The 25,851-nt window shown below is 55.1% G+C and carries 18 protein-coding genes; 5 read left to right on the plus strand and 13 right to left on the minus strand.

Annotation, left to right across the window (positions count from 1 at the left end):
* The 6 genes from MUM_RS0122280 to MUM_RS0122305 form a co-directional block, all read right to left on the minus strand.
* The coding region (locus MUM_RS0122280) for an ArnT family glycosyltransferase (protein WP_010174248.1) at positions 1-775 on the minus strand (775 nt) is incomplete at its 3' end.
* 111 nt (positions 776-886) lie between these two features.
* Positions 887-1,435, minus strand: a complete 549-nt coding sequence (locus tag MUM_RS0122285) for a nucleotidyltransferase family protein (RefSeq protein ID WP_010174250.1) — start codon at positions 1,433-1,435, stop codon at positions 887-889.
* Positions 1,432-1,941, minus strand: a complete 510-nt coding sequence (locus tag MUM_RS0122290; protein ID WP_010174252.1) for a hypothetical protein — start codon at positions 1,939-1,941, stop codon at positions 1,432-1,434. The genes MUM_RS0122285 and MUM_RS0122290 overlap by 4 nt, the downstream gene beginning before the upstream one ends.
* Before the next feature lie 110 nt (positions 1,942-2,051).
* Positions 2,052-2,339, minus strand: a complete 288-nt coding sequence (locus MUM_RS0122295) for a DUF6124 family protein (protein ID WP_010174254.1) — start codon at positions 2,337-2,339, stop codon at positions 2,052-2,054.
* A 679-nt stretch (positions 2,340-3,018) separates the two neighbouring features.
* Entirely contained in the window at positions 3,019-6,030 is a 3,012-nt protein-coding gene (locus tag MUM_RS0122300) for a DEAD/DEAH box helicase (protein WP_010174256.1), read from the minus strand.
* Positions 6,031-6,690: 660 nt separating this feature from the next.
* Positions 6,691-7,611: a restriction endonuclease gene (locus MUM_RS0122305; RefSeq protein WP_010174258.1), complete on the minus strand. Its 921-nt coding sequence runs from the start codon at positions 7,609-7,611 to the stop codon at positions 6,691-6,693.
* A 203-nt stretch (positions 7,612-7,814) separates the two neighbouring features.
* Between MUM_RS0122305 and MUM_RS0122310 the strand changes: the two genes are divergently transcribed.
* Genes MUM_RS0122310 through MUM_RS0122330 form a run of 5 tightly spaced genes read left to right on the plus strand, consistent with a single transcriptional unit; the run spans position 7,815 to position 16,203 of the window.
* Positions 7,815-10,361 carry a type I restriction-modification system subunit M gene (locus MUM_RS0122310; RefSeq protein ID WP_010174260.1) on the plus strand — a complete coding sequence of 849 codons (2,547 nt, stop codon included), beginning with the start codon at positions 7,815-7,817 and terminating at the stop codon, positions 10,359-10,361.
* Complete coding sequence (locus tag MUM_RS0122315) at positions 10,354-11,637, plus strand: restriction endonuclease subunit S (protein WP_081480119.1); 1,284 nt, start codon at positions 10,354-10,356, stop codon at positions 11,635-11,637. Before MUM_RS0122310 ends, MUM_RS0122315 begins: the two co-directional genes overlap by 8 nt.
* Entirely contained in the window at positions 11,630-12,235 is a 606-nt protein-coding gene (locus MUM_RS01000000132650) for an AlbA family DNA-binding domain-containing protein (protein ID WP_010174264.1), read from the plus strand. Before MUM_RS0122315 ends, MUM_RS01000000132650 begins: the two co-directional genes overlap by 8 nt.
* Positions 12,232-15,495 carry a type I restriction endonuclease subunit R gene (locus MUM_RS0122325; RefSeq protein ID WP_010174266.1) on the plus strand — a complete coding sequence of 1,088 codons (3,264 nt, stop codon included), beginning with the start codon at positions 12,232-12,234 and terminating at the stop codon, positions 15,493-15,495. Before MUM_RS01000000132650 ends, MUM_RS0122325 begins: the two co-directional genes overlap by 4 nt.
* Positions 15,496-16,203 carry a M48 family metallopeptidase gene (locus MUM_RS0122330; protein ID WP_010174268.1) on the plus strand — a complete coding sequence of 236 codons (708 nt, stop codon included), beginning with the start codon at positions 15,496-15,498 and terminating at the stop codon, positions 16,201-16,203. It begins immediately after the preceding gene.
* A gap of 471 nt (positions 16,204-16,674) precedes the next feature.
* Here the strand turns inward: MUM_RS0122330 and MUM_RS01000000132655 are convergent, their stop codons facing one another.
* From MUM_RS01000000132655 to MUM_RS01000000132660, 7 genes are all read right to left on the minus strand, one after another.
* A complete protein-coding gene (locus MUM_RS01000000132655) occupies positions 16,675-17,691 on the minus strand; it encodes a hypothetical protein (protein ID WP_010174270.1) in 1,017 nt (338 codons plus the stop codon).
* A 165-nt stretch (positions 17,692-17,856) separates the two neighbouring features.
* Positions 17,857-18,153, minus strand: a complete 297-nt coding sequence (locus MUM_RS1000000134815; RefSeq protein WP_010174272.1) for a hypothetical protein — start codon at positions 18,151-18,153, stop codon at positions 17,857-17,859.
* Positions 18,150-19,130: an integrase domain-containing protein gene (locus MUM_RS0122345; protein WP_029616055.1), complete on the minus strand. Its 981-nt coding sequence runs from the start codon at positions 19,128-19,130 to the stop codon at positions 18,150-18,152. The genes MUM_RS1000000134815 and MUM_RS0122345 overlap by 4 nt, the downstream gene beginning before the upstream one ends.
* The gene (locus MUM_RS0122350) at positions 19,108-19,467 is read right to left on the minus strand and encodes a hypothetical protein (RefSeq protein ID WP_010174276.1); all 360 of its coding nucleotides are present in this window, start codon (positions 19,465-19,467) and stop codon (positions 19,108-19,110) included. Before MUM_RS0122350 ends, MUM_RS0122345 begins: the two co-directional genes overlap by 23 nt.
* Positions 19,451-20,851 carry a YfjI family protein gene (locus tag MUM_RS0122355; RefSeq protein ID WP_010174278.1) on the minus strand — a complete coding sequence of 467 codons (1,401 nt, stop codon included), beginning with the start codon at positions 20,849-20,851 and terminating at the stop codon, positions 19,451-19,453. Before MUM_RS0122355 ends, MUM_RS0122350 begins: the two co-directional genes overlap by 17 nt.
* A 1,109-nt stretch (positions 20,852-21,960) precedes the next feature.
* Entirely contained in the window at positions 21,961-23,937 is a 1,977-nt protein-coding gene (locus tag MUM_RS0122360) for a DUF262 domain-containing protein (RefSeq protein WP_010174280.1), read from the minus strand.
* Complete coding sequence (locus MUM_RS01000000132660; protein WP_010174282.1) at positions 23,934-25,370, minus strand: DUF262 domain-containing protein; 1,437 nt, start codon at positions 25,368-25,370, stop codon at positions 23,934-23,936. The genes MUM_RS0122360 and MUM_RS01000000132660 overlap by 4 nt, the downstream gene beginning before the upstream one ends.
* Positions 25,371-25,851 lie beyond the last annotated feature (481 nt).

Consider the following 25,851-nt stretch of genomic DNA (forward strand, 5'->3'; position numbering starts at 1 on the left):
CTTCGACAAACGAGCCGCTGAAACGCCCGACGCTGTTGGTCAGCAGCACTTCACGTACCGCTTGCAGCCCGTCGCGCTGGTACAGGAAACCCAGCCAGATCATCAGCGGCACCAGCGCCAGCAGCGTGAACAACCCGGGTTTGATCCAGTCGCCCAGCTTGAATCGTTTGTCCATCAGGCTGGTGCTGGCCAGATAGACAAAGATCACGATGCCCGGCATGGCCAGGCCCAGCACACCTTTGCTCAACGTAGCGATCACCATGCCCAGGCTGAACAGCAACCAGGTGCCCAGGTTGGAACTGTCGCGCTCCGACTCGGGGCGGTTGGCCTGGTAGAACGCCAGCAGGGCCGTGGTGACCCCGAGGGTGAGCAGCGAGTCTTCACCCACGCCGCGCACGTTGCTCCAGTAACTGGCCATGGTCGCCAGCATCAACGCCGCGATAAACGCCAGGGTTTTGGGCCGGCCAAACTTGCGCAGCATCCCGTACAGCAGCATCACACTGAACAGCCCGGCAAACGCCGACGCCAGGCGCACCGCCCAGGTGGTGCCGCCAAACAGACGAATCGCCCCGGCGTCGAGCCACAGACTCAGCGGCGGTTTCTCCAGGAACGGTTCACGAAACAATCGCGGCACCACCCAGTCGTTATCCAGATGCATGGCCATGGCAATCCCGGCCACACGGGCCTCGGTCGAGCCTTGCAACTCGTGATTGCCAAGGGCAAAGAAAAACAACAGCGCAGCAAGCAGGAGCAGCAGAGGAGCGGAACGCGTCATGGATTCTGGCTACCGGGGCAGGGGACCGTTCGGGGGAACAGTCCGGGCGATCGGTGAGTATACGAGGGCGATTCTTAATAATTCGTGAATGAATGTGAGGTTTTTGCAGGGTCAGGGCTGTTTCAGCAGCGGCCAGCGGGTTAGCCAGCGTTTGGAGGCGATGCGTTGTTGGTAAATGGCGTGTTTTTCTTGGGTGAAGCGCTGTGTGGGGTTGAGTTGGAGATTGAACAGGTCATCCAGGCCAAGTGGTGCTGAAACTTCGCACAGGTCTTCTGCGGTTCTTCTGACGGCTACGGCGGTGGCCGTCTCTGGCCAGAAGCGCATGGCGTCGCTGGCGTTGCAGTAGGGCGCGTCGCCGTTGCGCCGGTGCATGCGGGCCTGGTTTTTGACTGACCAGTCGATGGAGGGTTCTGCTGCGCGTAACAGCGCTTCGAGGCGGCGGTCTTCGGCGGGGTCGGTGCAGGTGGCGTCGAACCACAGTACGTCGACGTCACCGGTCAGTGGTGACAGGGGGCGACCGTGCAGGTGATCCCACACGGCGTTACGTACGAAGCCGGCGCCGATCCAGCAGTCGGGGAGGGCGAGGGAGCGGACGACGGCCAGTAGGTGCCAGCGTAAAGGATCGCTGCTGATCAGTGTCTGGAGGGCTTTCTCGCTCAAAGGATTACGGCCTCTTTTACAACGATCCCCAGGTCATTGCTGACTTTCACCACCCTCACTTCATCGCGGTGACCGATCCACGTGGGGCGGCAGATTTTAATCGTCTTATTCAGTTCAGGATCGAAGACCCTGATTCCGCTGCAGCTTTTACTTCCGCCTGACGAATATTCGTAGTGAGCCGTATAGCTGCTGCGGGTGCCGCCTGAACATAAAATGGCCAACGAAAACAGCGTCACCGATAACAGCGTGCATAGGACGAACATCCCGGCAAACGCCTTAAGCAGGGTCCATTTTTTTTCGAGCAGTATCTGAGGTTTTCTTACGCGCCAGACAATCACGGACCCAGCCAGGGTCAGGACGAGCGATACGAATAAACAGGCTTTCCCAGCGATCGGCTTGAAGTGGATGGCCGGCGAAATGCTGAACTGCCATATAAAGAGCAGGGCCAACAGAAGCTGTACGCCCAGCACGACAGGTATCAGGTAGGCGTAGGAATTCTTGTTCACTGCGGCACACATCCTTATGTTTCAACAAAGGTGGGGTTTATCTTAAAAGAAAATAGACCCTCACCTTTTTCTTACTGTTGGGGTACTCAAGCGGATCGCTATGTTCCCTGTCAGGAAACGGCCCTCTCCGCAGCTTCTGAATCTGCCGTTGGCGCAAGAATGTCCAGTGCGCGCGTCACCAGCAACTCACCCAGGGAGCTTAATTGCTGGGTGGCCAGAAGTTTATGGCGAAAGGCGCCATCAAGCTCGAAAGCCAGGTCGGTCGTGAGCGCGTTCAGTGAGGCGAGGGTTTCGCAGGCTTGTACCAGCAGGGTTTCGGGGTCGATGTTTTGGGCGATACAGAAGATATCCGTGCCGGATTGGCTCGGGTGTGGAGGGTTGGGGCTGTGCTTTTTCATGACTGCAACTCCTTGATTGGTGGAGTCGCCAGACATCGCTGCTAAACGAAAAGGGTGGCGACTGTACGCGGGTTAGCAGACCAGGAATCAAGGAACCCAGCGCACTCGAAAGTGCCCCACGCACAGCCGCCATAACGTGAACAAGCGGACGCTAGATGCTTCGCTTGAACGGATGATGGCATTGCATGCCTTGATATTAACCGAGCTGCTAAACCCGGTCGCTGATTTTGCAGCGACGTTTCAAGGCTAGTCGTGTCGATTGATGAGCACCAGTTCACCAAGGGCGCGATGTCTTGCGGGAAAAATCCGAAGGGCTAATCGGCGGTGTGTTTCCAGGAGAACAGAAACACCAAAAACCGCACTAGGCGGGTTTTGGTGGTGCTTCGTGTTTGGTGGGCCGGGGTAATTTGAATCCGATCGGTAAGATATTGATTTATAGCATTTATATCTTTTTTTATTTTTGGTTGGAATACCAATTGGAATACGGCACTCCACTTGACCACCCGCTTGCATTCGATCTTACCAGAACGCTTCGTAACCATGATTGGCAGTGAACTGCCTATAGCTGCCGATGGCTGCTAGTCACAAAGGGCCGCAGTCAACCCATTGCTGCCAATCAACATCGGCAAAGATCGGCCAAAGGCATTCATTCGGCTGAAAGGCTAGTCATGTAGCCTCCTCAGGGCGAAGTAAAAATCCTCAAATCCACATCTAATTCATCCGCAGTGCTTAGCCAATCCTCGATAAGCTGAAAGGCTTGAATACTCTCGGGCGAAGACTTGAGTGGATTTCCCATGCTTTTGATGAAATGGTCACTGGAAAATGAATTTCCGCCAACGATCCAGATCTCTTTTTTACATCTCATTGATTTTCTTCGTTCGCAGATAAGATCCCAAACTCGCTCAGAAAGAGAGCCGTCAGGTGCTACCGGATGATTAATCTGACCATCGAATAATCTATAGCGCGTCCCGAGCGGATAAGTTGCATCATTGGATGGCCAGCATCCATTCCACGTTTTGAAATTTCCCGGTTTTATATTCTTGTTATTAGAAACAAGCATATGAATATTTTTGATCGCTTGACTGCCGACCTCGGCGAGAGCACCTGCTGATGATTTTGGATTGAGGGTGTTGCCACACTTGACATGAACGAAACATAGCCTCTCAGGGGATGACAAAATGAAATCGCCCGGCTCAACGCCCATATCGCAGCAAAGCACGAGATCACAACCAGGTATGAACTTGGCGAACGGCCCCAGCTCGCCGTGTGGCGTGCCTGAATTCCCATATCCCTTTAGCCTGTCGATGAGATGGAAAATCGAGTCCGTATCAAAGCTGTCTTTGGTGGTTCGAAAATATTTGTGATCCCGGACGTGACCTTTCTCCTTAAGATTTTGGCTCCGCATCTCTGGAAGTGGGAACAGCGACGCCCCCGCGAAACTTTGTTCTGCCTCGATTCCCCGCTCATAAGGAAGTGCCAATCGGTAAAAATTTCCTCCTAGATACGTGACCCCATCCTCATACAGAACTTTCAATCGATGGCCAAAATTTAGATATTCCACTACCCATTCATGATCAGCCCTTCCTTCAGAAACACCAGCGAGCTGGACTTCGAAACATGAAACGTCGTCCGAGTACGTCAAAGCTAGTGCCACCAACTCACCATGCGCATGGAAGCTGATTCCATCATTGAAGTCCACGTAAAGAAACTCTGCATGGATCTCGCCCCGGCCAATCTGCGTAGGTCCATCGAGTTCATTGAAATCCAGCAATACGGAAAGAATCTTTGTATCCGGCCTTTCGGCTATCGGTTGCGCGTAGGACTTGATAAGCCGTCCAGCATTGCCTCCTGCCTCGATGCATTCGCTGACCACGTCGATCCATTGAGAAAGATCATACAGCGTGAAATTGGATTCCTTCTGATCGACCACTCGGCCTGATCTGGCGCCAATGTAGTAGCTGCTGTCTTTCTTGCCGTCCAGGCCAATATTGTCGACTTTCACCATCGTTAAGGCGTACCTGGAATTGCTCTGATTACTACGACTTCCATCTAGGTTTTGTCCCTTTAAAGCCACAGACTCCGGACGTCGTACAGCTTGGCCAATAGCTCGTGCGTGAGTCTCCTTGACCTGATGAATCGCAGTCCTGGCCGCTAACGCAGTAAGCTTGTCGATATGGATGGCATTACGAAGCCGATATTGCTCTTGGTTGTAGTATCGCCCGCCGCCGCTATCGAATATTGCTACACCTGACCCCATCTCCTTTACGACAATTACATGAAGTTTTGGCTCAAAAAACAGCTTGTTAGAAAAGAATTTTGAGCTATTAAACGACACGTAGACCATGACTTTTAGGTCGAGGACCTCCTCATAGCTCTTGACCAAAGCCCCGGATCCATGAAGCTCCCAGTAGAGGCGATCCATAAGTAGGGACAGGGAAAATTCTTCCTCCTTCTGCACGAAGCACACCGAAGCGTGAGGGATTTTGATGTCGTCCTCAGGAACTAGCTCATTGAGATCCACTCGCTCCTTGAATTTGCCATCGAAATAGCTGTACTTGGGGAAGCTATCGAGGAAGGACTCGATTAGGTAACTCGTACTGAGAGACTTTACGAATTCTGACGCTCCTCCACTGGCGAGATAATCGTCAAATTTTTGGTAGCCATCCCACATCCCCTCATTCGCCCCCCGGCTAAGATCCAATACCAAGGGCCGCGCTTCCCCGTAACGCCGGACGATCCGGCCGACGGCCTGTACCAGCTCTCGCCCACTACCCAACTCGTAGGTCAAGACCAATAATTTGGCTTCGGGAATGTCTATGCCTTCGTCAAGCTTGTGCTGGTGGATGATTACCCTGAGGCCCTCAACTTTAAGCGCTCGTCCAACCCGCTTAAACTTATTTTTCTCGTCCTCATTTTCCAAACGCTCATGGACACTTGCGGTGCAAAAAAGTGGAGCTATTAGGTCGTGATATCTCTCGATTTCCTCAAGACTCTTGCACTTAACGATGCATTTTAGACTGTCGTCGACTTCCAAATAGTCCGTAATCTTCGCGAGCATTTTCGCTTCATCGGCAATCTGCTCATATAAAGGCTCCGAAATTACTCCATCGGCTACAGCGTCTTTGAACGTAAATACATAGAAGTGGTCTGTACTCACGTTTAATTCAAACAGGTCATTCCTATAAGGCGTCGCGGTAATCACCACCTTCATAGCGGAAGATTGTCGGATTATTTCTCGCCAAACGGGTGACGGCTCTGAATGGCCTTCATCAACGATAATTAAATCGAAGTCCTGCTGAATTTTCCCAAGAGCCTCATCTCCGATAAATGTTAGTTTCTGAAAGCTGGTTATATAAACACCATCACCTTGCCCGAAATCAGAATCCCTGAAAGTTTTCTTAAGTTTGAAATTCGAATCATTGATTGTGATGCGAAAGAATTTTTTAGAAATCTCTCGGAAAAGTTGATCTTTCACTGCTTTGCGGTGACATATGACAAGGACTTTAGCTGCACTCGAGAGATGGGATATAAGCGAAATGACACCCGTTTTTCCCGCGCCGGTGGGCAGATTTATTAAGAAGGCCTTGTCCGCTTCATTTTCCTCGGCATACTTCACGAAACTTCGCACCGCGCCGAGTTGGCAGTCTCTTAGTTTTTCTTTCGCTGAATCCAAATACTCGAGAATTTTCACAACGTTCGTCCATGTCGAAGTAGGGCGTGTTCGTAATGCCTCTGCCTGCTAAAGCAGTGCCTTAGCAGGCGGGAGTGTCAAAATGCCATGACTAACAGTATCTTGATACTAAGTGACGGTAAAGTGAGCGATTACAACCGCACGGGAGCAAGAGGTCGATGCTCATTCTTGCTTCTCATCATGTACGGCTTCGCACTTAGGTACCAAGCTGTTCAGTCGTCCGTGATGCACTGCTCTGCACGAAAGGGGGCAACGTGGGTTGCTCCAGGCGGAGCCCCTGAGTAGTAGAGCTTCGATAGGTCATCAAGGCTGCAGGGTACCAACGTGTTGCTCCATTGATCCGCGATCGCAGTGATTCATATGAGTTTTCCTGATTTTTTTCCGGCAAAAGACCAGCTTTTTTGGCGGTTTTTGCTCTTCGTTGGTCCCTGTTTTTGCATTGAGTAGACGGCGAAAAAAACTATCAAGTAGGACCTGCCATTTGAAAGTATGTCTTATGTTCTCTTATGTCAGTTGGGAAGCTCAGATCCTAGGCAGGCACTAGGTACTTTGATTCTCTCATTACCCAAATGCAGTCAGCTTGGCTGGTTCAGCGATGTGGTGGCGGCCGATTTGGTCAGCGGCCTGCTGACCAAATTGCACTCGACACAGACTCTTCGCTCACTCATCGTCGAAATAATCACGGTCCAATGCCGGAAGCCTCAGCAGTCGTGAGGTAACCCCGACCTCATGATCCATCATCAGATTCACCAGGCGATTACCGTCCACCAGAACGATTCCGTCAACAGACTTGGCAAAATCAATAGCGTGGGCGGTGAAGCCGGAAGTGGTGATGAATACGCCGCGCTTCGCTTTCTGCGCTGCGAGGGCTCCATAGAACGCTTGCAGCTCAGGACGGCCGACCGTGTTTTGCCAGCGCTTGGCCTGAACGTAGACCTTCTCAAGCCCCAGTTTATCGAGAGAGATAATGCCGTCGATACCAGCGTCGCCTGAGCCTCCGACACGCTGTAGATCATTGCGACTGGCGCCGTAACCCAGGCGGTGCAGTACATCCAGCACAATCACTTCAAAGCGATTGGGAGTCACCTGCAACAGGTTATCAAGCAAATCGGCGGCGGTAGCTTCGCGCAATTCTTGCAACGCCTGCTCAAGACGGTCATCGGGGCTAGCGGTGGCTGAAGTGACGTCAGGCTCAATTTGAGCCTGATCATCCAGTGGGGCGGCATCGGTTGCGACTTTCAGCTTCACATCCATATAGCCTATAGCCAAATGCTCCACTTCATTGTGAGGGAGTGGCGCAGCGTTCTCTTTTGCATAGCTGATTCCAGCGTCAGTCAGCTTCCAATAACCGCGCTTCGCGCTGCTAGACAGACCTGCACGTTTGAGTCGGTCATGCGCCCAACCTGCGCGGTTTTTGTAGGTCGCCTGACCGCTGGCGATCAGTTCCTGCCGTTGCTCTTCGGTCAGGTGCAGCGTTTTCGCCGCAGCTTCCTGGGCATCCCGCGTAGGCGCGCCTTCTGGCTTGGTCGCTAAAAAACGCAGCACTGGTTCGATGAACTGGTCGTAAGTGGGAACGGGCATTTTGCCTTCCTTTGGCAGAGGTATTTATTGGGGGAGTCACCTGAGCAGCTTGCAGGAGTAGGTGAAATCTCGGCAGACCAGCTGAGCAGTCTCGACGAACGTAGTGGGGTATCCTATGGCATTTTTTGCACGGACATCTTTCAGGTGCTTCGCTGCACCCAATTAGCACTCCGTTCGACGTTGTGACAGGAACCAGAATACCTATGGCAAGCGCCAAATTAACACTCGCACGGCTTGAAAATCTGTTGCTGACAGCCTGTGATGACCTACGTGGCAACATGGATGCCAGCGAGTACAAGGAATACATTTTCGGCATGCTGTTCCTCAAGCGTGCCAGCGATTTGTTCGATCAGCGGCGCGAAGAGATTGCCGCAGAAGGCAAGGCCAATGGTCTGAGCGAGAATGACATCAAGGCCCACCTTGAGGACCCTGATCAGTATTCCGGCAAATATTTCTTCGTACCGGAGCGGGCTCGATGGAATCAGGGCTGGGTCGATAGCACCTGGAATCTGCACCCGGCTCTCAAACACGTCAAAGAAAACGTTGGCACGGCCCTCAATAAAGCTCTTGAAGCATTGGAAGAGGCCAACCCCGAGGCTTTGCAGGATGTGCTTAAACACATCAACTTCAACAAAAAAATCGGCCAGAACACGCTGGATGACGACACACTGGTCAACTTTATTCAAAACTTTGAAAAAATTCCGCTGCGCGACGAAGACTTCGAATTCCCAGATCTACTGGGCACTGCTTATGAATGGCTGATCAAGCACTTTGCCGACTCTGCAGGCAAGAAGGCCGGTGAGTTCTATACCCCGGCCGAAGTGGTACGTATCTGCGTCGAAATCTGCGACCCTCAGGAAAGCATGAGTGTGTATGACCCCACCGTGGGGTCGGGCGGCATGCTGATCCAGGCGCGTGATTACCTGCGCGAGTGCGGCGCCGATGCCTCCGAGCTGGCTTTGTATGGTCAGGAAAAGATGGGCACCACCTGGTCCATATGCAAAATGAACATGTTACTGCACGGCATCTCTCACGCAGTGATTCGCCAGCAAGATACCCTGCGCGAGCCGCAACACCGAGATGAGCGTGAAAGTGACCATCTCAAGCGTTTCGACCGTGTGTTGGCCAACCCTCCGTTCAGCCAGAACTACATCAAGAAGGACATTAAATTCCCCGGCCGCTTCCCGGTGTGGATGCCCGAAAAGGGTAAGAAAGCCGATCTGATGTTCGTGCAGCACATGCTAGCCGTGCTCAAAAGCGATGGTCGGATGGCGACGGTAATGCCCCATGGCGTGCTGTTCCGCGGTGGTGAAGAGCGTGAGGCGCGCAAATACTTTATTGAAAAAGGTTATCTCGAAGCAGTAGTTGGCCTGCCGAGTAACCTGTTCTATGGCACTGGAATTCCTGCCTGCATTCTGGTGCTGAATAAGGCCGGGGCGGCTGACCGTGACCATGTGCTGTTTATCAACGCCGACCGTGAGTACCGCGAAGGCAAGGCCCAGAACCATCTACGGCCCGAAGACATCGATAAGATCGTGCACGCTTATCGGGCCGGGCAAGATATTCCTGGCTATGCCCAGAGGATTCCGGTGGCCGACATTCGTGCGGAAGACTTCAACTGCAATATTCGACGCTATGTTGATAATGCTCCGCCGCCCGAGCCCCACGATGTGCGGGCCCATCTGCACGGCGGTGTGCCGGTCAGCGAGATCAATACGCTCGAGCACTTCTGGCAAAACTATGCCGGTCTGCGTGACAGTTGTTTTGTACCCCGCGCCTTGCCGGCCACCGGCGTGGCTTATGCCGACTTCTCGACTGAGCTGCAAGATAAACGCGCCATTGCCGAGTACGTTAACGCACACCCTGGAGTCACTCAGCGGCAGGCCCAATTTATGGCCGAACTGCACAGTTGGTGGCAACAGTACTTGCCCATCGTCGAAGCGCTGGCGCCGGATACCACGAACCAGCAAGCTCGCGCCAACAATGTCTACCAGATGCGCGCCACCTTGCTGGACAGCATCGAGCGCACTTTTGCTGGTCAGCACCTGCTGAACCGTTATCAAGTGCGCGGTGCCTTCGCCAACTATTACAAGTTGCTGGCCGCCGATTTCAAATCTATCGCTGCTAGCGGTTGGGGCCCGGAGCTGATTCCCAATGAGGATATTCTGCAAAGCCAGTTCCCCGAAGTGTTGGCCGAACTGGAACAACAACACAGCCGTCTGGCAGAACTGCAAGCGCTGTTCGCCGCAGCGGGCGAAGAGGATTTCGAGGACTCGGATGACAGTGGTGTGCTGCCAGCCGATGAGGTGAAAACCCTCAAAGCCAGCCTGAAAGAAGCTCGAGGGTTGATAAAGCTGGCCAAGCGCGATACCAGCTTTGGCAACTGGCAAAGTCACCAGAACGAGGCTGAGCGCATTGGGAAGTTACTGGCTCGCCATAAAGCGCTGGAAGACGAAGCAAAAGGCCTAAGGGCCTTGATCAAGGCGACCGAGCGAAGCCGCGATGAGTTGGTTGAAAAAGCCCGAGAGAAGATCAGCAGCGACGAGGCCCGTGTGGTGATTGTCGAGCGGCTGGGCAAGGTGCTGTTTGATAGTTACCGCCAATATTTGCGAGCTGATCAGCGGACCTGCATTGCCGTGATTGAGAACCTATGGGGCAAGTATGCGGTGACGGCCAAGCAGATTGAGGCCGAGCGGGATCTAGCAGCGCAGGCGCTGCATACATTCTTGGTGGAGTTGGGATATGAGTGAGTGGAGCTCAGTCGCTCTTGGAGACATTTCGACCCATATTAAGGACGGAACACACGGTACTCATCAGCGAGTGGAGTCCGGTATCCCTTTTTTGAGCGCAAAAAATATTGGTCGCAATGGGCGTTTAAGTTGGGATAAAAGCGATGATTTCGTCAGTGAATTTGACTATTCAGCGATAACAGCAACATTCATTCCCAAGCAGGGAGACTTACTGTTAACCGTCGTTGGTAGCATCGGACGAGCGGCACTATTTGACGGTTGCAGGGTAGCGTTTCAGCGAAGCGTAGCGTTTGTCCGCTGCGGTAGTCGTGTTCTACCTGAGTTTTTGTTTCAAGCAAGCTGTTCTGAGAGCTTCATGCGTCAACTGGAGCGCCGCTGTAATGTGACAGCACAAGCAGGGCTATACCTTGGCGAACTTGCCAAAGTCAAAATCCCCTTGCCGACTGTACCTCAGCAGAAAAAAATTGCCACGATCCTCTCAGCTACCGATACAGCCATCGAAAAAACCGAGGCCCTGATCGCCAAATACCAGCAGATCAAGATTGGTTTGATGCGTGATTTGTTCGACCGTGGTGTTTTGCCAAACGGCCAACTGCGTCCGTCTCGTAATGAAGCGCCGGAGTTGTATCAGGAAACGGCGGTTGGGTGGATTCCAAGTCAGTGGCAGCTCTGCTCTTTAGAAAGTGCTTGTCAAGCAATCATTGACTGCCCCCATTCAACACCGCAATTCACCCAAGATGGAGTCCTCGTTGCGAGGACCATGCACATCAAAGACGGCGTTTTTCTTGAGGCGACAGCTTCAAGAGTTTCAGAGAGTGAGTACATCGCGCGCGTTTCACGAGCGACCCCTATTCCTGGAGACGTCATTCTTACGCGCGAGGCACCTGTTGGGGAGGCATTCGTAATTCCAAAGGGCATGCGGATATGCCTGGGGCAACGGGTTATGCTAATCAAACCGTCCCCGATGGTGCTCAACGGAGAATATCTTGTAGAGCAAATTTATGGCGGAAAATTGAGCACGCGAATTTACGAGTTGACCGCAGGTACTACCAATCCCCACCTGAATGTCGCCGATGTTCGTGCCCTAACAATTGTTTTGCCGCCTTACGCAGAGCAACTGGCTATGTCCGCTCGTATCAAAGCGATCAATTTGGAGATTCAAACGATACGGAATAGTCTCGAAAAAACTCGGCAACAAAAGTTCGGCCTAATGCACGATCTCCTAACCGGCAAAGTCCCAGTAAAAATCGATACCCCAGAGACCGCCGATGCCTGACAAACTGCCCATCAACCTCAACGACCTGCTACGCCAGCGCACGGTGGAGGGCGAGCGTATCGAATACAAGGCGGGCTGGAATCCGGACGCCATTCTTCGTACGCTTTGTGCCTTTGCCAATGACTTTGAAAACCTGGGCGGCGGTTATGTGGTGATCGGGCAGGATTGCGATGCCAACGGCCAGCCGCTGATTCCCCCAGTGGGCCTGGCCGACAATCAGTTGGATAAAATTCAGCAGGAGCTACAGGCGGCCTGTCAGTTGATTCAGCCGGCCTACTTCCCAGTGCTAAGTGTGGAACTGGTCGAAGGCCGCAAGCTGATCGTGCTATGGGCGCCGGGCGGGCAAAACCGGCCTTATAAGGCGACGGTGTCAGTGACGGCCAAGCAGAAAAGCTGGCGCTACTATATTCGTCACTATAGCAGTACGGTGGAAGCCAAGGATGAGACCGAGCAGGAGCTGTTGAGTCTGCCTGCCATTGCGACCGGATGCCTAGAAATGACATTGCCCGAGCAACCCAACAGTCGGTTGCAACGCTACCGCCTCACCGCCACAGGCCAGCACTGGTTGCAGGCCAATAGCCAAAGAAGCACACGATGAGTGAGTACAGCGAAGTCGAACAACCCTTTTTGCAGCAGTTGGCCGAACAGGGTTGGACAGTGATAGACCAAGGAACGGGTATTCCGCAGAGCGCACACGGAAGCTTGCGTACTAACTTTCGCCAATGGTTGCTGCCCGAAGTATTCAATAACGCTGTCCGGGAGAACAACCGCACGGATGAAGGCCAGCTCTGGCTGACTGATCGCCAGCTGGAAGATTTACGCAGCCAATTGCTGCGCCATCCCAACCGCAGCCTGCTGGAGGCGAATGAAACGATCCAGGCCTTACTGTTTAAAGCGCAGGTAGATGTCAATGAGCTGACCGGCGAAGCTGATCCTGTGGTGCGACTGATCGATTTCAAAACGCCTGAGAATAATCAGTTCCATGCTATCAATCAGTTCCGTATTGATACTCCCGGGTGCGTAAAGGACTTCATCGTTCCGGACATTGTTCTGTTCGTGAATGGCATCCCCCTCGGAGTTGTGGAGTGCAAAAAAGCCTCTCAAACCTGCGCCAATCCGATGCAGGAAGCCTTCGTGCAGCTTCAGCGTTATATGCGCAAACGTCCGGAATCCCAAAGCGCTGGGCTAAAGGAGGGTGAACCGGCCCTATTCCATAGCAACCTGCTACTGATTCGCAGCAGTGGTTTGCAAGCAGACTACGGCACCATTACCTCAGAGGCGGAGCATTTCTATACCTGGAAGACGCTCTATCCGCAGGACGATGCGGCCCTCGAAGGATTAAACCCGCAGCAGCAACTGATCGCTGGGATGTTGAGTCGAGCCAACCTGCTGCAGATTCTGCGCACTAGCTCAGTTGTGATGGATACAGATGGCGGCCCTCGGGTGAAGGTGGTATGCCGCTACCAACAATTTCGCGCGGCGAACAAAGTAATGGAGCGCTTGCGTAACGGCACTACGGCCATGGCGCGCAGTGGTGTGATATGGCACACCCAAGGCTCGGGGAAATCACTGACGATGGTGTTTCTGGCGCGGATGCTGCGAGCCAGCCGCGATCTCGCGGACTACAAGATCGTGCTGGTCAATGATCGGCAAGATCTAGAAGAGCAGCTTGGAAAAACCGCTACGTTGATTGGTGGCCGGGTTAATGTGATCGAGAACCGTCAAGCGTTACGCCAACATCTGGCGACCGGCAGCTCCGACATCAATATGGTCATGGTGCACAAGTTTCAGGAACACAAACAGACCTTGAGTAATACCGTGGCTGAGGCGCTGGGCACCTACCTGGCCATACCGTCAGGCAAGACCTTTGGTGTGGTGAATCCGTCAGAGCGGATCATCCTGATGATCGACGAGGCGCACCGTACTCAAAGCTCGGACCTGAGTGAAAACCTGTTTGAGGCTTTTCCCAATGCCACTCGCTTGGCCTTCACCGGCACTCCGTTGCTGACCGAGCGCCACGGTGAGCGCAAAACCCGCAAACGCTTTGGTGAGTACATCGACACTTACCGGCTGATGGATGCGGTCAAGGATGGTGCCACCCTGCAGATTTTGTACGAAGGTAAAACGGCCGATAGTGCGCTGAATGAAAAACATGCGTTTGATGAGGCCTTTGAAGACCTGTTCCGCGACCGCAGCGAAGAAGAGCTGCTGGCGATCAAAAAGAAGTATGGCGCTACCGGCGACATCCTGGAGGCCGAGAACCGCATCAACGCGATTGCCCGCGACCTAGTTAAGCATTACGTCGACAACATCTTGCCCAACGGTTTTAAGGCACAGGTGGTGTGTCATTCCAAGCTGGCCTGTGTGCGCTATCAAGCAGGTATCAAAGCGGCGTTGTCCGACCGTATCAAACAAGAACAGGCCCGGGCACTGCCTGACACAGAATTGATCCGACGGCTGAGTTTTTTGAAAACAGCCGTCGTGGTGTCGTCAGACGGCACTAACGAGGCGGCGTTCATCACTGATGCACGCAAACAGGCCGTGCGGATGAACGCGGTTGATAATTTTTGCCGTAGTTTCGATTTTGACGATCCGGACAAAGAGCACACAGGCATCGCGTTTCTGATCGTCTGCGACATGCTGCTGACGGGCTTCGATGCGCCCATCGAGCAGGTGATGTACATCGACAAGAAACTGCGCGAGCACACCCTGCTTCAAGCTATTGCCCGTACTAACCGGGTCAAGAGGGGCAAGCAGCGCGGCTATATCGTCGATTACATCGGTTTGGCCAACCATCTGACCGATGCGCTGACGCTGTACGCGGCCAGTGATGAGCTACAAGAGCTGCAGGACGGTATGCAAAACATTACCTCCGAGTTGCCGGTGTTGGAGGAGCGTTATCAGCGTTTACTGCAACATTTCACAACCTTGGGTGTGAATAACATCAAGGCGTTCGTCACGGGGGCTTTACTCACATTGGATGCGGATGCAAGGGTGGTGCATGAGGCCGTCAAGGCCCTGAAGGATGAAAAACAACGGGCGGATTTCGAGGTTTACCTCAAGAAATTTTTGATGAGCTTGGACATCATTTTGCCTCACTCGTCTGCACAGCTCTACCGCGTCCCCGCCAAGCGTTTTGGTTATATCCTGCAAGTCACCAAGGAGCGCTACAAAGATTCCAGCCTCGATTTGGGCAGCGCAGGTGAAAAAGTGAAGGCGTTAATCAACGAGCACTTAATTAGCCTGGGTATTAACCCCAAGATTGAACCGGTGGAGCTATTAGCCGAGGACTTCCTGGAGAAACTCAATGCTCATGCTGGTAAAAACAGTGAGGCCAAGGCCAGTGAGATGGAGCATGCCATCCGCAAGCATTGCACTGTCCATCATGATGAGGATCCATCCTTCTTCAAGAGCCTATCGGAAAAGGTAGATGCCCTCATTGAGAAGCACCACGACGAGTGGGATTTGTTAGCGGAAAAATTGGCCGAACTTAGAAACCAAGCTATCGCCGGCCGTCAGCAGGGCGAAGAGGGGATGAGTAAGGAGGTGACGACCTTCTTCGAGCATATCGTCCAGGTTGGCTTTCCAAACGGCACAGTTGAAGGCGGGGATAAACCCAAGTTCAAAGCATTGATGGGCGTTACGGTGGAGATTTTGCAGGAAACCATTGCCAGCATTGATTTCTGGCAAAATCCGGACAAACAAAAACGTGTTCGAGGACTGCTCAAGGCTGAAATCACCAAAGCGGGCATTGAGGAACTCAAGCAGAATCGTGAGCGCGTGGCAATCGAGGTCATGAAGTTGGCCAAGAACCGTCATGATGAACTAATCCGAGCCCTGCGCCGTGGAGACGCATAAATGCAACTTCGTCAGGTTCGAGACATCGAGTATCAGTTACTGCCAGGCTCAGACCGCCAGACTACAGATATCGTAATTGAGCGAGATGGTTTGATCACAGTGCGCCCGCCCAGGCGTATGACCCCTGAGCAAGTGGATGAAACCGTACTCAGCAAACGTATGTGGATCTATCGCAACCTTGCCGATTGGCGTGACCTCAACGCCACTCGCGTGACACGTGAGTGGGTCGGTGGGGAGTCTTTTCTGTATCTGGGCAGCAGCTATCGCTTGCAGCTGGTACAAGAGCAGGATGAGTCTCTGAAACTCAAGGATGGACGGTTCTGCCTTTTACGGTCCGTTGTAGAAACGGGGGGGCACGAACTTGCGCAGCAGATCTTTGAATCCTTCTATAAGGAAAAAGGTCTTGCCCGGCTGAGCAAGCGGGTCGCTTTCTTCGCCAGCAAGGTGGGGGTGACGCCGGGCAATGTTCGCGTCAAAGATATCGGTTACCGCTGGGCATCCTGTCTGAAAAACGGAGATTTGCATTTTCACTGGAAGTGCCTGATGGCTCCGCTGACCATCATTGACTACATAGTCGTTCATGAGTTGTGTCACTTGCATCATCGTGATCATTCTGATGCGTTCTGGAATGAGGTCGACAAGGTGCTACCCGATTATCGCGACCGGAAGGAGTGGCTGCGGGGGCGTGGAGCTGGTCTTGACCTTTAACGAGTAAGCGAAGAATTGCCTTTGCATGCACGTTGCCATCTCAACTTTCCCCAGACGTCTAACTATCAGCAGTACGCTCTGGCGGTAGCGGCTCCTATGGCACGGTCCTTCAGGTGCTTTCACGACTTACGCACAGCCTACGGCTGTAAACGCTACGAACGTATGACTGGCCACCCCAGGTCAGTTACTGGCCGATTTTCCGCCAGTAAAGAGAGCTCTAAGCGCCAGCAGCAGCCAAAACGACGCTCTTACACCAAGACTTTCAAAGCCCAAATCATCCAGGAATACGCCCAACCGGACGCCTCTATTGCCAGCGTGGCCTAATACCACGGGATCAACGCCAATCTTTTACATAAGTGGATCCGCCGTAGGCCCCAAGCGACGAACAGGCCAGCGTGCTGCTAGGGCGCGTCCAAGCCCAACGTGCGGCCGAGCCGAAAACCAAAAGAGATTGTAGGTCAGTCGGCTAGGCTAATATCCGGCACGCCCTTCGTCCTCGCTAGCCTCCCAATAAAACGTAAATAGCACCAACTGCTCCACCGGTTCATAAAACATCATTATCAGATCCGCCCCCCAACTCTGGTAATGATGTGCAGGCACGCTGGCCACGTGATGAAACAGACGGCCAGCGGGGCTGCGCGGGTATCCCGCTGTGACTCCGTTCTTCTCGCCTTCCACATAACTAAGCGACAGGCTGGAATTCGGGAACTTTGAGAAGTCCGCCACACCGCCAATCTGCTCAACAAACGTCATCGGCTCAACGTCGTACAGGGGGACTCTCTCCGCTAACGCTGATGGGAAGAACAGGCGCCCCGAGTCGTGATAAAGCTTTTTGGCCGCCTCATAGGCAGCTTTCTGATCAGCATACAGCGCAAGCAAACTTTCGCGCGCGCCCTCATACGGGTCGCCCAATTGCTCGTTATCCGCATGGAGGAAGAAATAGCGCGGGTCTCCCATCAGGCGGTACCGCCCTTCCTCGACCTTGAAGCCAATCCAGTTAGTATGCAAAAGCATGGAATGCCACGGGGTATCTTCGGTCGCTTGGCCCACGAATTTATGTTCTGTCGGCTCCAACGGCCCCAGCATGGTCAGATACCCAGACCACTCGCGGTTAACCACATTGAGGTCAATGCCAAAAAACGGTTGCAAGTGCTCGATGAGGTCGGCCTGATCGGGCACGAAAACCGTCTCGGGGGCCGGGAACGGGTACAGCCCATAAGGTACCTTCCTATAATCCGGCCAGCGCTGCTCAATCTCACGGAGAACATCCCCGGCCTCAGGGTCTTTGTCCAACCCTTTCTTGTAAACGCTCAATAGGGCTTGCGCCGCATCAAAATGTTCCGGACTAAGCTGCCCCAGCTCATCTGCGGCCACGGCATACCTGTAAGGTCCACGCATCGACAGTACGATCGACCGTAAACATTTAGCGGAGGCACTGTGGTCATTGACGAGCACGTCCTTGTATCTGAGAAAGGGGGATTCGCTCATGTTTGGTCGTCCGTAGCCCGAGTCTGTGGATGCCCTCCACATTGCTGCCGGAGAGACTGTTGAGGGACTTTACGTCCCGTGGCACAGATGCAGCAACCTTGCATGCCACTCCCTAACTATCATTCATCCACTCAGCGGTTACAAAGATGAAACCTAGCTGCGTACTTAGCAAAACCAATCGGCCCCATCCCCACCGCTCAGCGGGCTGTTTCCTATCCGTCTCCAGATCAGTAGGGCCGTGAGCCGATAGTAATAGCGGGTGGCGTCGGAGTGGTTTTTCAGGTGCTGAGTGAGAAACCAGCGCACATGCTTGAGCTGCCAGGTCCAGGGAGTGTCTCGCTGCCATCGTTGTTGAATGGCCGCTTGCATGATTCGGGCTTGCCGTAAGTGGCGTTGCTGGGTGACCTTTGAGCCGCTCAGTACGCCGCTCAGGAAGAGTGCCATATCGAAGGGCTTGGTCACGCTCGGCCACCAATGTAGGCCGACACCACATCGATCCGGTGGTGTCCGAGCTCGTAGCTGATCTGCTGACGCGCCTGTCGATCTAGTTCGCGGTCAATGCGATAGCAGTGTCCACCATTGACCGGTGCAGCGTGGCCAGCGAGTTGCTTATAACGCTCGCAGGCATAGGCCGCGCGCAGTTCATGGAAACCCTTCAGCCCGTGTTCATGCAGCACTTCGCGGGCGGGGAGCACGGTCTGTTGCAGGAACGCGGCGTAGCTTTCGTCGCGGGCCAGCATGTTGCGGCTGCCGGTTGGCGACGCATGACGAGCCAACTGCAGCGCCGCCTTCACCTCTTCATTCGCCACGACCCATCGCGGCGCTGACGCGCCTGAGCGGCCGCCTTTGGTGCCTTCCTGGATGTTGATGCGGCCGAGGCGCTCGGCTTCGCGTTGCAAGCGTGGCAGGTCAGCCAGGATCGCCTCGCGCAGGCGCATACCGGTTTCTCGAGCCAAACGGACAATCGCGGCCACCCGCTCATGTTGCCGTTCGCCAAGCACCTCAAGCACTCGCCGCACCTGTTGGCGGTCTTGGCCATCCGGTGAACGGGTGCGTACGGTCGAGCGCTGCTGGCCTAACGCCTGGCTCGGACTGGCGATCCTCACGTCCTGATCACCGCGCAGCGCAGCGAGGGTGCGGTTGACGCTGCTCAGGCGGTTCTGCGCGGTAGCGATGCAGAGTTCACCTTGCTGGATCTGCTGGCGCAGGTAAGCGGCGTAGTCTTGCAGCGTCCGTCGATCGATCTGACGTGCATCGTTGTAACCGGGGCCTCCCTCGGACCGACACCAACGCACGAACGCTTGCCAGCGATCGCTATGCGCTTTGACCGTGGCGAAGTGGCCACCGGCAAACAAATCCTCTAGCGCTTGCGGGCCGGCATAACTTAGCTGGCGGCCGTAGCCAAAGTTGCGACCATCACGCCGACCGACCAGAGCCATCGTCATCACCGTTTTCGTTTGTTTGCAGAAAGAGCAGCAGGGCTTTCCAGTGAGAGCTGAGCCTGTCCACCTGCTGCCAGTGTGTCGGACGGATCAGGAGGGTGTTCTCGTGGTGTTGCAGCAGTGCCCCTTCCTCACGCAGTTGCTCGATCAGCAGGGCGAGGTTGGCAGGCTCTAGAGGTGGTGTGGCGACAGCGGCGACAGTGGTGACAACCCGCGTCGTTTCTGGCCTAGCGCGTGGCGACAGGGTGGCGACAGAGACGGCGACACGCCGCGATTCTGGCTGTGGTTGATGTTGCGCCTGGTAGCGGCGCACCGCGTCATTGAGGCGGAACATGGCGGACCTCGAAGGTTCTTCCATCGCGACTGCTCAACCAGCGATGAGTGATCAGTACGACCAATAAAGAGGCGGTATGGTCAGCGCTCTTGCGGGCAAAACGAGGGCCGTTGCGATTGATGTCTCGGATGCTGAAGTGGGTCCAGCCTTTCTGTACCAGCCAGCGCAGCAGCCGATCCGCCTCTTCGTATCGGCTATTGACTGGCTCCTGTTCGGTCAGGCGCTGAATCTCGGCCAGGTAGTAATCCATCAACGTGGAGGCGCGCTGGATGTGTGCTTCGTCCAACGCACTGACCTCTTCAACCATGGCCAGTACGCCCGCGATACGCAGTACGTTTGCCGCCGCCTTGCTCGCGACAGGCTGGACGCCGGCCAGCTCGCCGAACTCGCCAGACTGGCACTCGATGGTGTCGTGAATATCAATCCAGGCCCGGCGGGCACGGGACGTCAGCTCCAGCGCGGCAGGATTGAGTGAGCCATCCTTGTGGAGTGACCAGGGCTTTTGCAGTAGGGCGGTGATTCGCTGTTGGTAGCGCTGGACTTTGGCATCTCGGGTCAGGTCGATTGCCTTGTAGAGACGCTGGCCGGCCAGGCGCTCGGGCCAACTGATCAGGCAACGGCCAAGGATGCCTTGGCCATTGATCACCGGGTCTTTGAACAGCTGGTTGGCGAGGTAGGGTTGCAGCATCAGATGCAGGCTGAGGCGGCGGTCATAGGCACGCAGGCTTTCCCCAGCCATGGAGCGCGCCCGGTCGATAGGACTGCCATCCCACAGTGTCGACAAGGTGGTGATTGCCTTGAGCAGATTCTCTTTGCTCATGGTGCTGCTGCCCAAGAACTGGCCACCTTCATCATTGAACAAGCCCATGCTGGGCAAACCATGGCACAGACTTTTGACCAGGGCCTCGATAGTGGGCTCGGCAATGATCAGTCTCGGCGGTACCGGCTCGGATACTTCGCCGCCTTCCGCCTCCGAGGGTTTCTTTGAGGTTTTGGGTTTGGCCATGATGTTGGTAACGGCGCGATAGGTTTTGAGCTTTTCCGCATACAGGGTCCACTGCTGTCGTTCCCAGTCGCGCGCCGCCTTCAGTGCCAGATGATCCACCGCGCTTTTGCGATCACCCGAGGACGCCACTGTCAGTAGATAGAGGGACAACGGATAGGTTCGGCCATCGAGTTGGACATTGGCATGACCCTGGCTCACCAGAGCAGCGCTGGCCAGCACCGATTGTGCAGCCATGGCGCAGGGCACGCCGATCACCTCGGCCAGTCGTTCGACCGCAGGGCCCAACAGTTCCCCGAGTGCGTCGACCGGGTAGAGCAGTGGCGCCTGCTGGTAGTCCAGCAATGGTTGTGGTGGCTCGAACGCTTCGCACAGTTGCATCGCTATTCTCCTGAGATTATCGACTTCGTCCTCACTCATCCCGCCACGGTTGTTGAGTGTTATCAGGGATCAAGGCCCCTGCGGCCTGTGAGGTTTGTCCACTAACGCGGGACTGACGGCTCCTTACGACCGGGAGCTTGGGCATCTCATGATCTGGCCTCCTGAACACTTCCGAAGAAGTGGGCGGGTGGAGGCTGTACTGGCTGACGAGACCAATGCCGCGAGATCCTGAGTCAGGTGAAGGCAGTGATGCGATGACCGGGGCATGCCTGACTGTCAGTCAGGTGCAGTCCATTTCTTGGGCTGCGGCACCATCATCGGCATCGCTGTGGTGAGTGAGCATTCGGTGTTTGTCACGCCGATTGTCACGAGGGGGAAAGCCGCAAAGGCCCGTGCGAGCAGGGCTGCAGCAATGTGATATGCGCCCGTCTCTTTAGGGGGCAAAGAGACGGGCAACAGGTCGGCGCAAGAAATGGCCAAGCGGATAAGTTGCTGCAGAGCAGCCAGGAGAGGGCATCAGTTGCCGCAGAGGGCATTCTGGAAGAAGTGGCATCCATCACATCGCTGTGACCGTGCGAGCCGCCGGACGCTAATCGCACTTGGGGGTGAACCACCACGATGTGGCGTAGCCTCAAAGGTTCTGGCTACCTGGGTTGCTGTCGAGGACAGCGCTGGTATGGTTCTGGTTTAGCGCTCGTTTCGCTCGCGGTCAACAGTATTTTGGGGGCGGCTCTTGCGCCAATCGGTAGTGCTGGAAGACCTTGGAGATCGGTGGCATTCCATGGCCGGGTGGTCGTTCGTCGGGTTTTAATGTGAGCCTACGTAAGTGCATGGACTTGACCATTTGCATTGTCACTTACCAGTCAATTACATTCGTGCTGACCAACCGTTTGCATTCGACTTGACCAGCACACGCCGTAGTGACGACCGGCGGAGAACGGCCAGAAGCAGCCGCTAGCAGCATTTATCGACCCAAGGGTGACACTCAATAACCGCACTAACGCTAAGATCTGCGGGAGCGCCACAAGCTGACGGCCCGACAGGTGATATTTGGCAAATGACCCGGCTAGCCGGTGTGCTCCACGGCGGGCGCAACGACTGGCAGCAAGTCAAGCTGGGACAGTTGGAAGTTTCAACTCTGTCAGGCCCAGATAGTGGCTCAGCACATCGATCATGTGCTGCTGGTGTTGTGCGGCCTGGACGTCTCCCCAATGCTCCTGGGAATAGATCAGCTTCATCTTCAGCGAGTCAATGCGTTCCCGATTATGGTTCAGGAAATGCGCGCGCTTCTCGTCAAAGGGTTTGTTGCCGTATTCGGAGTTGATACCTCGCGAGACCAGTGCCAGGTTGCCGAATGTATCGAGCGTCCAGGCGGAGACGCGCTGGCGGTCCACCGCCTGTGCAGTCTGCGGTGAGATATGCTCGATGGAGTTCTTTGCCGTCATTCTGAATTGGCTGCGCTGCTGGGTACTCAAGCGCGCGGCGTTGGAGCTCCAGAGTACGAACTCCAGCTTGTAGAACCAGTAGTGAGGGAATTTCAGGCCCAGAGGCTTGGCAAAATATGAGACTGGGTCGATCAGTGACGAGGTGGCGAAGGGATCGTCGAGGAAGTCATGGCTGCGCTCAATCAGTGGCCTTGTGCTGTCGCTGCTGCACAGCAAGTGGTTATCGAGGTGTTTCAGGTGCTGTAGGTAGCTATCCCGGCCCGCCCGGCTGGCCCGGATGGTGGCTAGCAAGGGGGTCAGCCAGTAGTGAGTGGTGATCTGCTGTGAGTGGTAGAGCATACTTTGCAACAGGGCGAACTCGTAATCGCTGCCCTCTTCGCGGACCAGACTTGTATAGGTTCTGCCGGAGACAGATTCGCTCTTTCGTTTGTTTAGGTCGAGGATGAGGTGGTGTTCCTCACCCTCGACTACCACCCACTTGATGACATGCTTGTCGAAGCAGTAACGGACTTCCCACAGCAAGGCGAGGAATGTTTTCACATTGGCGCCCGTGCAGGTCGGTTTCAGGAAATGCGCGTCGAACAGGGACAGCAGGTCCTTGTCACTGATCCTTGCGATGTCAGGCTTATCTTGCTCGTGCAGCCAAATGCGCAACGTATGCTGCAGCAGCATCGAGAAACTGATGATGCTGCGCACCTTGCGCGAGCCCTGGTACACCTCTGGAAGCTCTTCAGCAGGTTCGGTGAATGCTGCCGTTTTCCCGGCAAGAATCGCGCGCAAGGTTAACGGACGAGCCTCTAGGGTAGCCTCATATTCATCCGCCAGCGACTGCAACACGCAGTCCGACCAGGCAAGCGCTTCGTCATCCTGCCTTGCCGCCACTGTCGAGAACAGCGGGTGCACGTCGAGCCTGGTAATTCTGCGCAGATTGCGCTCCACATAGTCGTCCATGTAGGCGCAGGATTCCCAGAGCGCGGCATAACGCTCACGCTCTGCGGCACTGCGAATGTGCTGGAGCAGCCTGGCTTTGAGGATTTCATGGTGCTGCAACTGCACGCCCCGGTTGTTGATCACCTCGAATATCCTGTTGAGGTCCATCGACGCTGGAAAGTGGGTCATGATGACGGTTGTGCTGTTCAGCACATACTGGGTAAACGCGGCCAGATCGGAGTCATTGAGCCCTTGCTTGAAGCGCTGGATGATACCGAGCGCGTTGTCGATCCTCTCATGCTCCACCGAAGGTGCCTGGCCGGATACGCAACTTGCCTTGAAGGCCTTCTCGATATCCGGGCGGATGGGAAAGCCCAGGCGCGGTCGTACCCCCTCGGCGTGTTCGGCAGCGAGGAATGGCTTGAGCTTGCGCCCAAGCGATAAGGCCAGCAACCACAGGGTGGTGAAGCGTTGTTGGCCATCGATCAGGTCGTATTCTACGGTCGTACTGTCCTGGCGCCGGGTCACGACAAGAATGCCCCCCAGATAGGCGATGGGGCGTTGGTCCTCGTAGGCGGCCCAAAGATCGTCCAGCAGGGTCCGCACCTGTTCATCGCTCCAGACATATAGACGCTGGTAGACAGGAATCTGAAAGAACATGCCCTGCTTGACGATATGCTGCAGGGTGACGGCTTGCGATTGAATGGTCATGCGCATTGCTCCTCGATCCAGGCCGCTCGCCCAGCCAGCTTGCCTTGCTTCCCATAGAACGCGAGCACTGCGGCCTTGTAGCTCCCCCGAACCGTAGCGTTCGGCTCGATATCCTCGGTCGCATAAACCGTGTCGGGGTGTGAGTCGGACATGAGGAAGTCGATGACTTCGTCAGGCGTGTAGGCCTGGGCGATGACATCCAGCAGGTTCAGCGACGCGTCGCGCAGATAAACGGTGACCGCCGCTGCGAAGATGTAGCTCTTTCCCATACGGATAGCCCCCAGCACGTAGTCCAGAGTGAGGGCAAAGCGCAGAAGGTCGCGGGTGCCGAAACGGTCGACGAACATCAGCACAGCCAAGCAGAAAAACTCCCGCAAGTACGGCGACAGGCGCAGAATCACTTGGCTGTAGAACTGCCGGAATTCCCGCAGCTGTGGAGCTTGGCGCGCCGGACCAAACAACTGGTCGACAACAGCCGCGTACTTTTCGACGTACAGGAAGAAACCCAGTCCACACTGGATGGGTTGACGCAGCGAAAAGGGCAAGGCAGAAGCGTCGTCCGGCTCGGGCAGCACGCCGCGACTCATCCTGACGTTGCCTGCCCGGGAGACCAGCAACTGTGCCGAGGCATAGGCGACCGGTGAAGGCGCAATGCCTAACCGATTCCCCGGTTCGTTGCGCAGGGTACTTGCTTCGAATTCATCGATGATGCCGTCACGGGACTCTTCACCAAGCACCTTCTGTCCACGCCAGCGCCGGCCGCGCCAGAGCAGCTTGCCGAACAGCAGCGCGTCGAAGTGGCCGGCGATGCCCTGGCACAGGTTATGCTCCTGCCAATATTCCCAGCGCTTGGCAAACAGCGACTGCAGCTTCTCTCGGTGTTCGCCCTCGATGGCCCGCAGGTGAAAGGCTTTGAGCAGGTCCGCGGCCCCCAGCGGGACTCCCCGACTGTTCTGGTTATCGAAGAAGGTGAACGCCAGGTCTTCGTTGGGTACCGTGATCACTGTGAAAACGATGCGCCGGAGCAGGGTCTTGAAATCATCCTGCAAGCCTTCGGCCGCGATGATCCGCTGGGCTTGCTGGATATTGTTGACCGACTCTGGTGACCGGTAAGCAAAATCTGCCCCGTCTGGGAGTGTGCCATGGAGTGCATGGTAGAGAACACACAGCGTGGTTAGACGCTGCTGGCCGTCGATGACGAATTGCTTGTTCTGCCCAGCATCCTGATGGATCAGCAGTGCGCCCATGTAGTAGTCGAGCCCGCTGACCAGCCCCAGCTGAAACTCGCGCAGGTCTTTAAGCAACTGCCTGACCTTGCCCTTGCCCCAGACATAGGGCCGCTGATAGGTGTCCAGAGCCAGTGGCATCCGCGGTGAGGCTAGCAGCGCCTCGAAATTGCTGATCGAGACCGCTACGGCCTTGTTCTTACTCATCGCTGGCGAGTCCTTGCGCTGACAGATCTTGATAGAAGAGCCATCGTATAGCTGAGGGTGAATGATGGCCACAGGCTGTCAATTTGAACAGATAGAGTGCCTGGACGTGCTCGCTTTCAAAAAAAGGTTGGACGATACCATTGCACTCGAATGCTTGCTCCTTTCCGTTTTCAACCATCAGTGAACGGCAGGTATGAGGAGGTTGCAGTCCTTCAGTGCTTGGCTGACGCACTCGCGGCTGAGTGGCATCCGCTGACATCCATCAACTGCAAACGGCTGGTCAGCGTGAATGCGAATGACTGGTCAGTGGCAATGCAATTAGGTGGTCAAGTGAGATGCAATTACGCAGAGCCCATGCGAGTGGGAATGCAGAGCCTTCCCGCTCGCGTGGGCTTGGCCGAGAAAGCCCCAAGAGAGAGGCTTGCAACGGCGACAGTCGCCACTTCTGTCGCCATGCTGCAAACCGGGTATTACGCGGGTT

Source organism: Pseudomonas sp. PAMC 25886 (assembly GCF_000242655.1).
Classification (GTDB): Bacteria; Pseudomonadota; Gammaproteobacteria; order Pseudomonadales; family Pseudomonadaceae; genus Aquipseudomonas.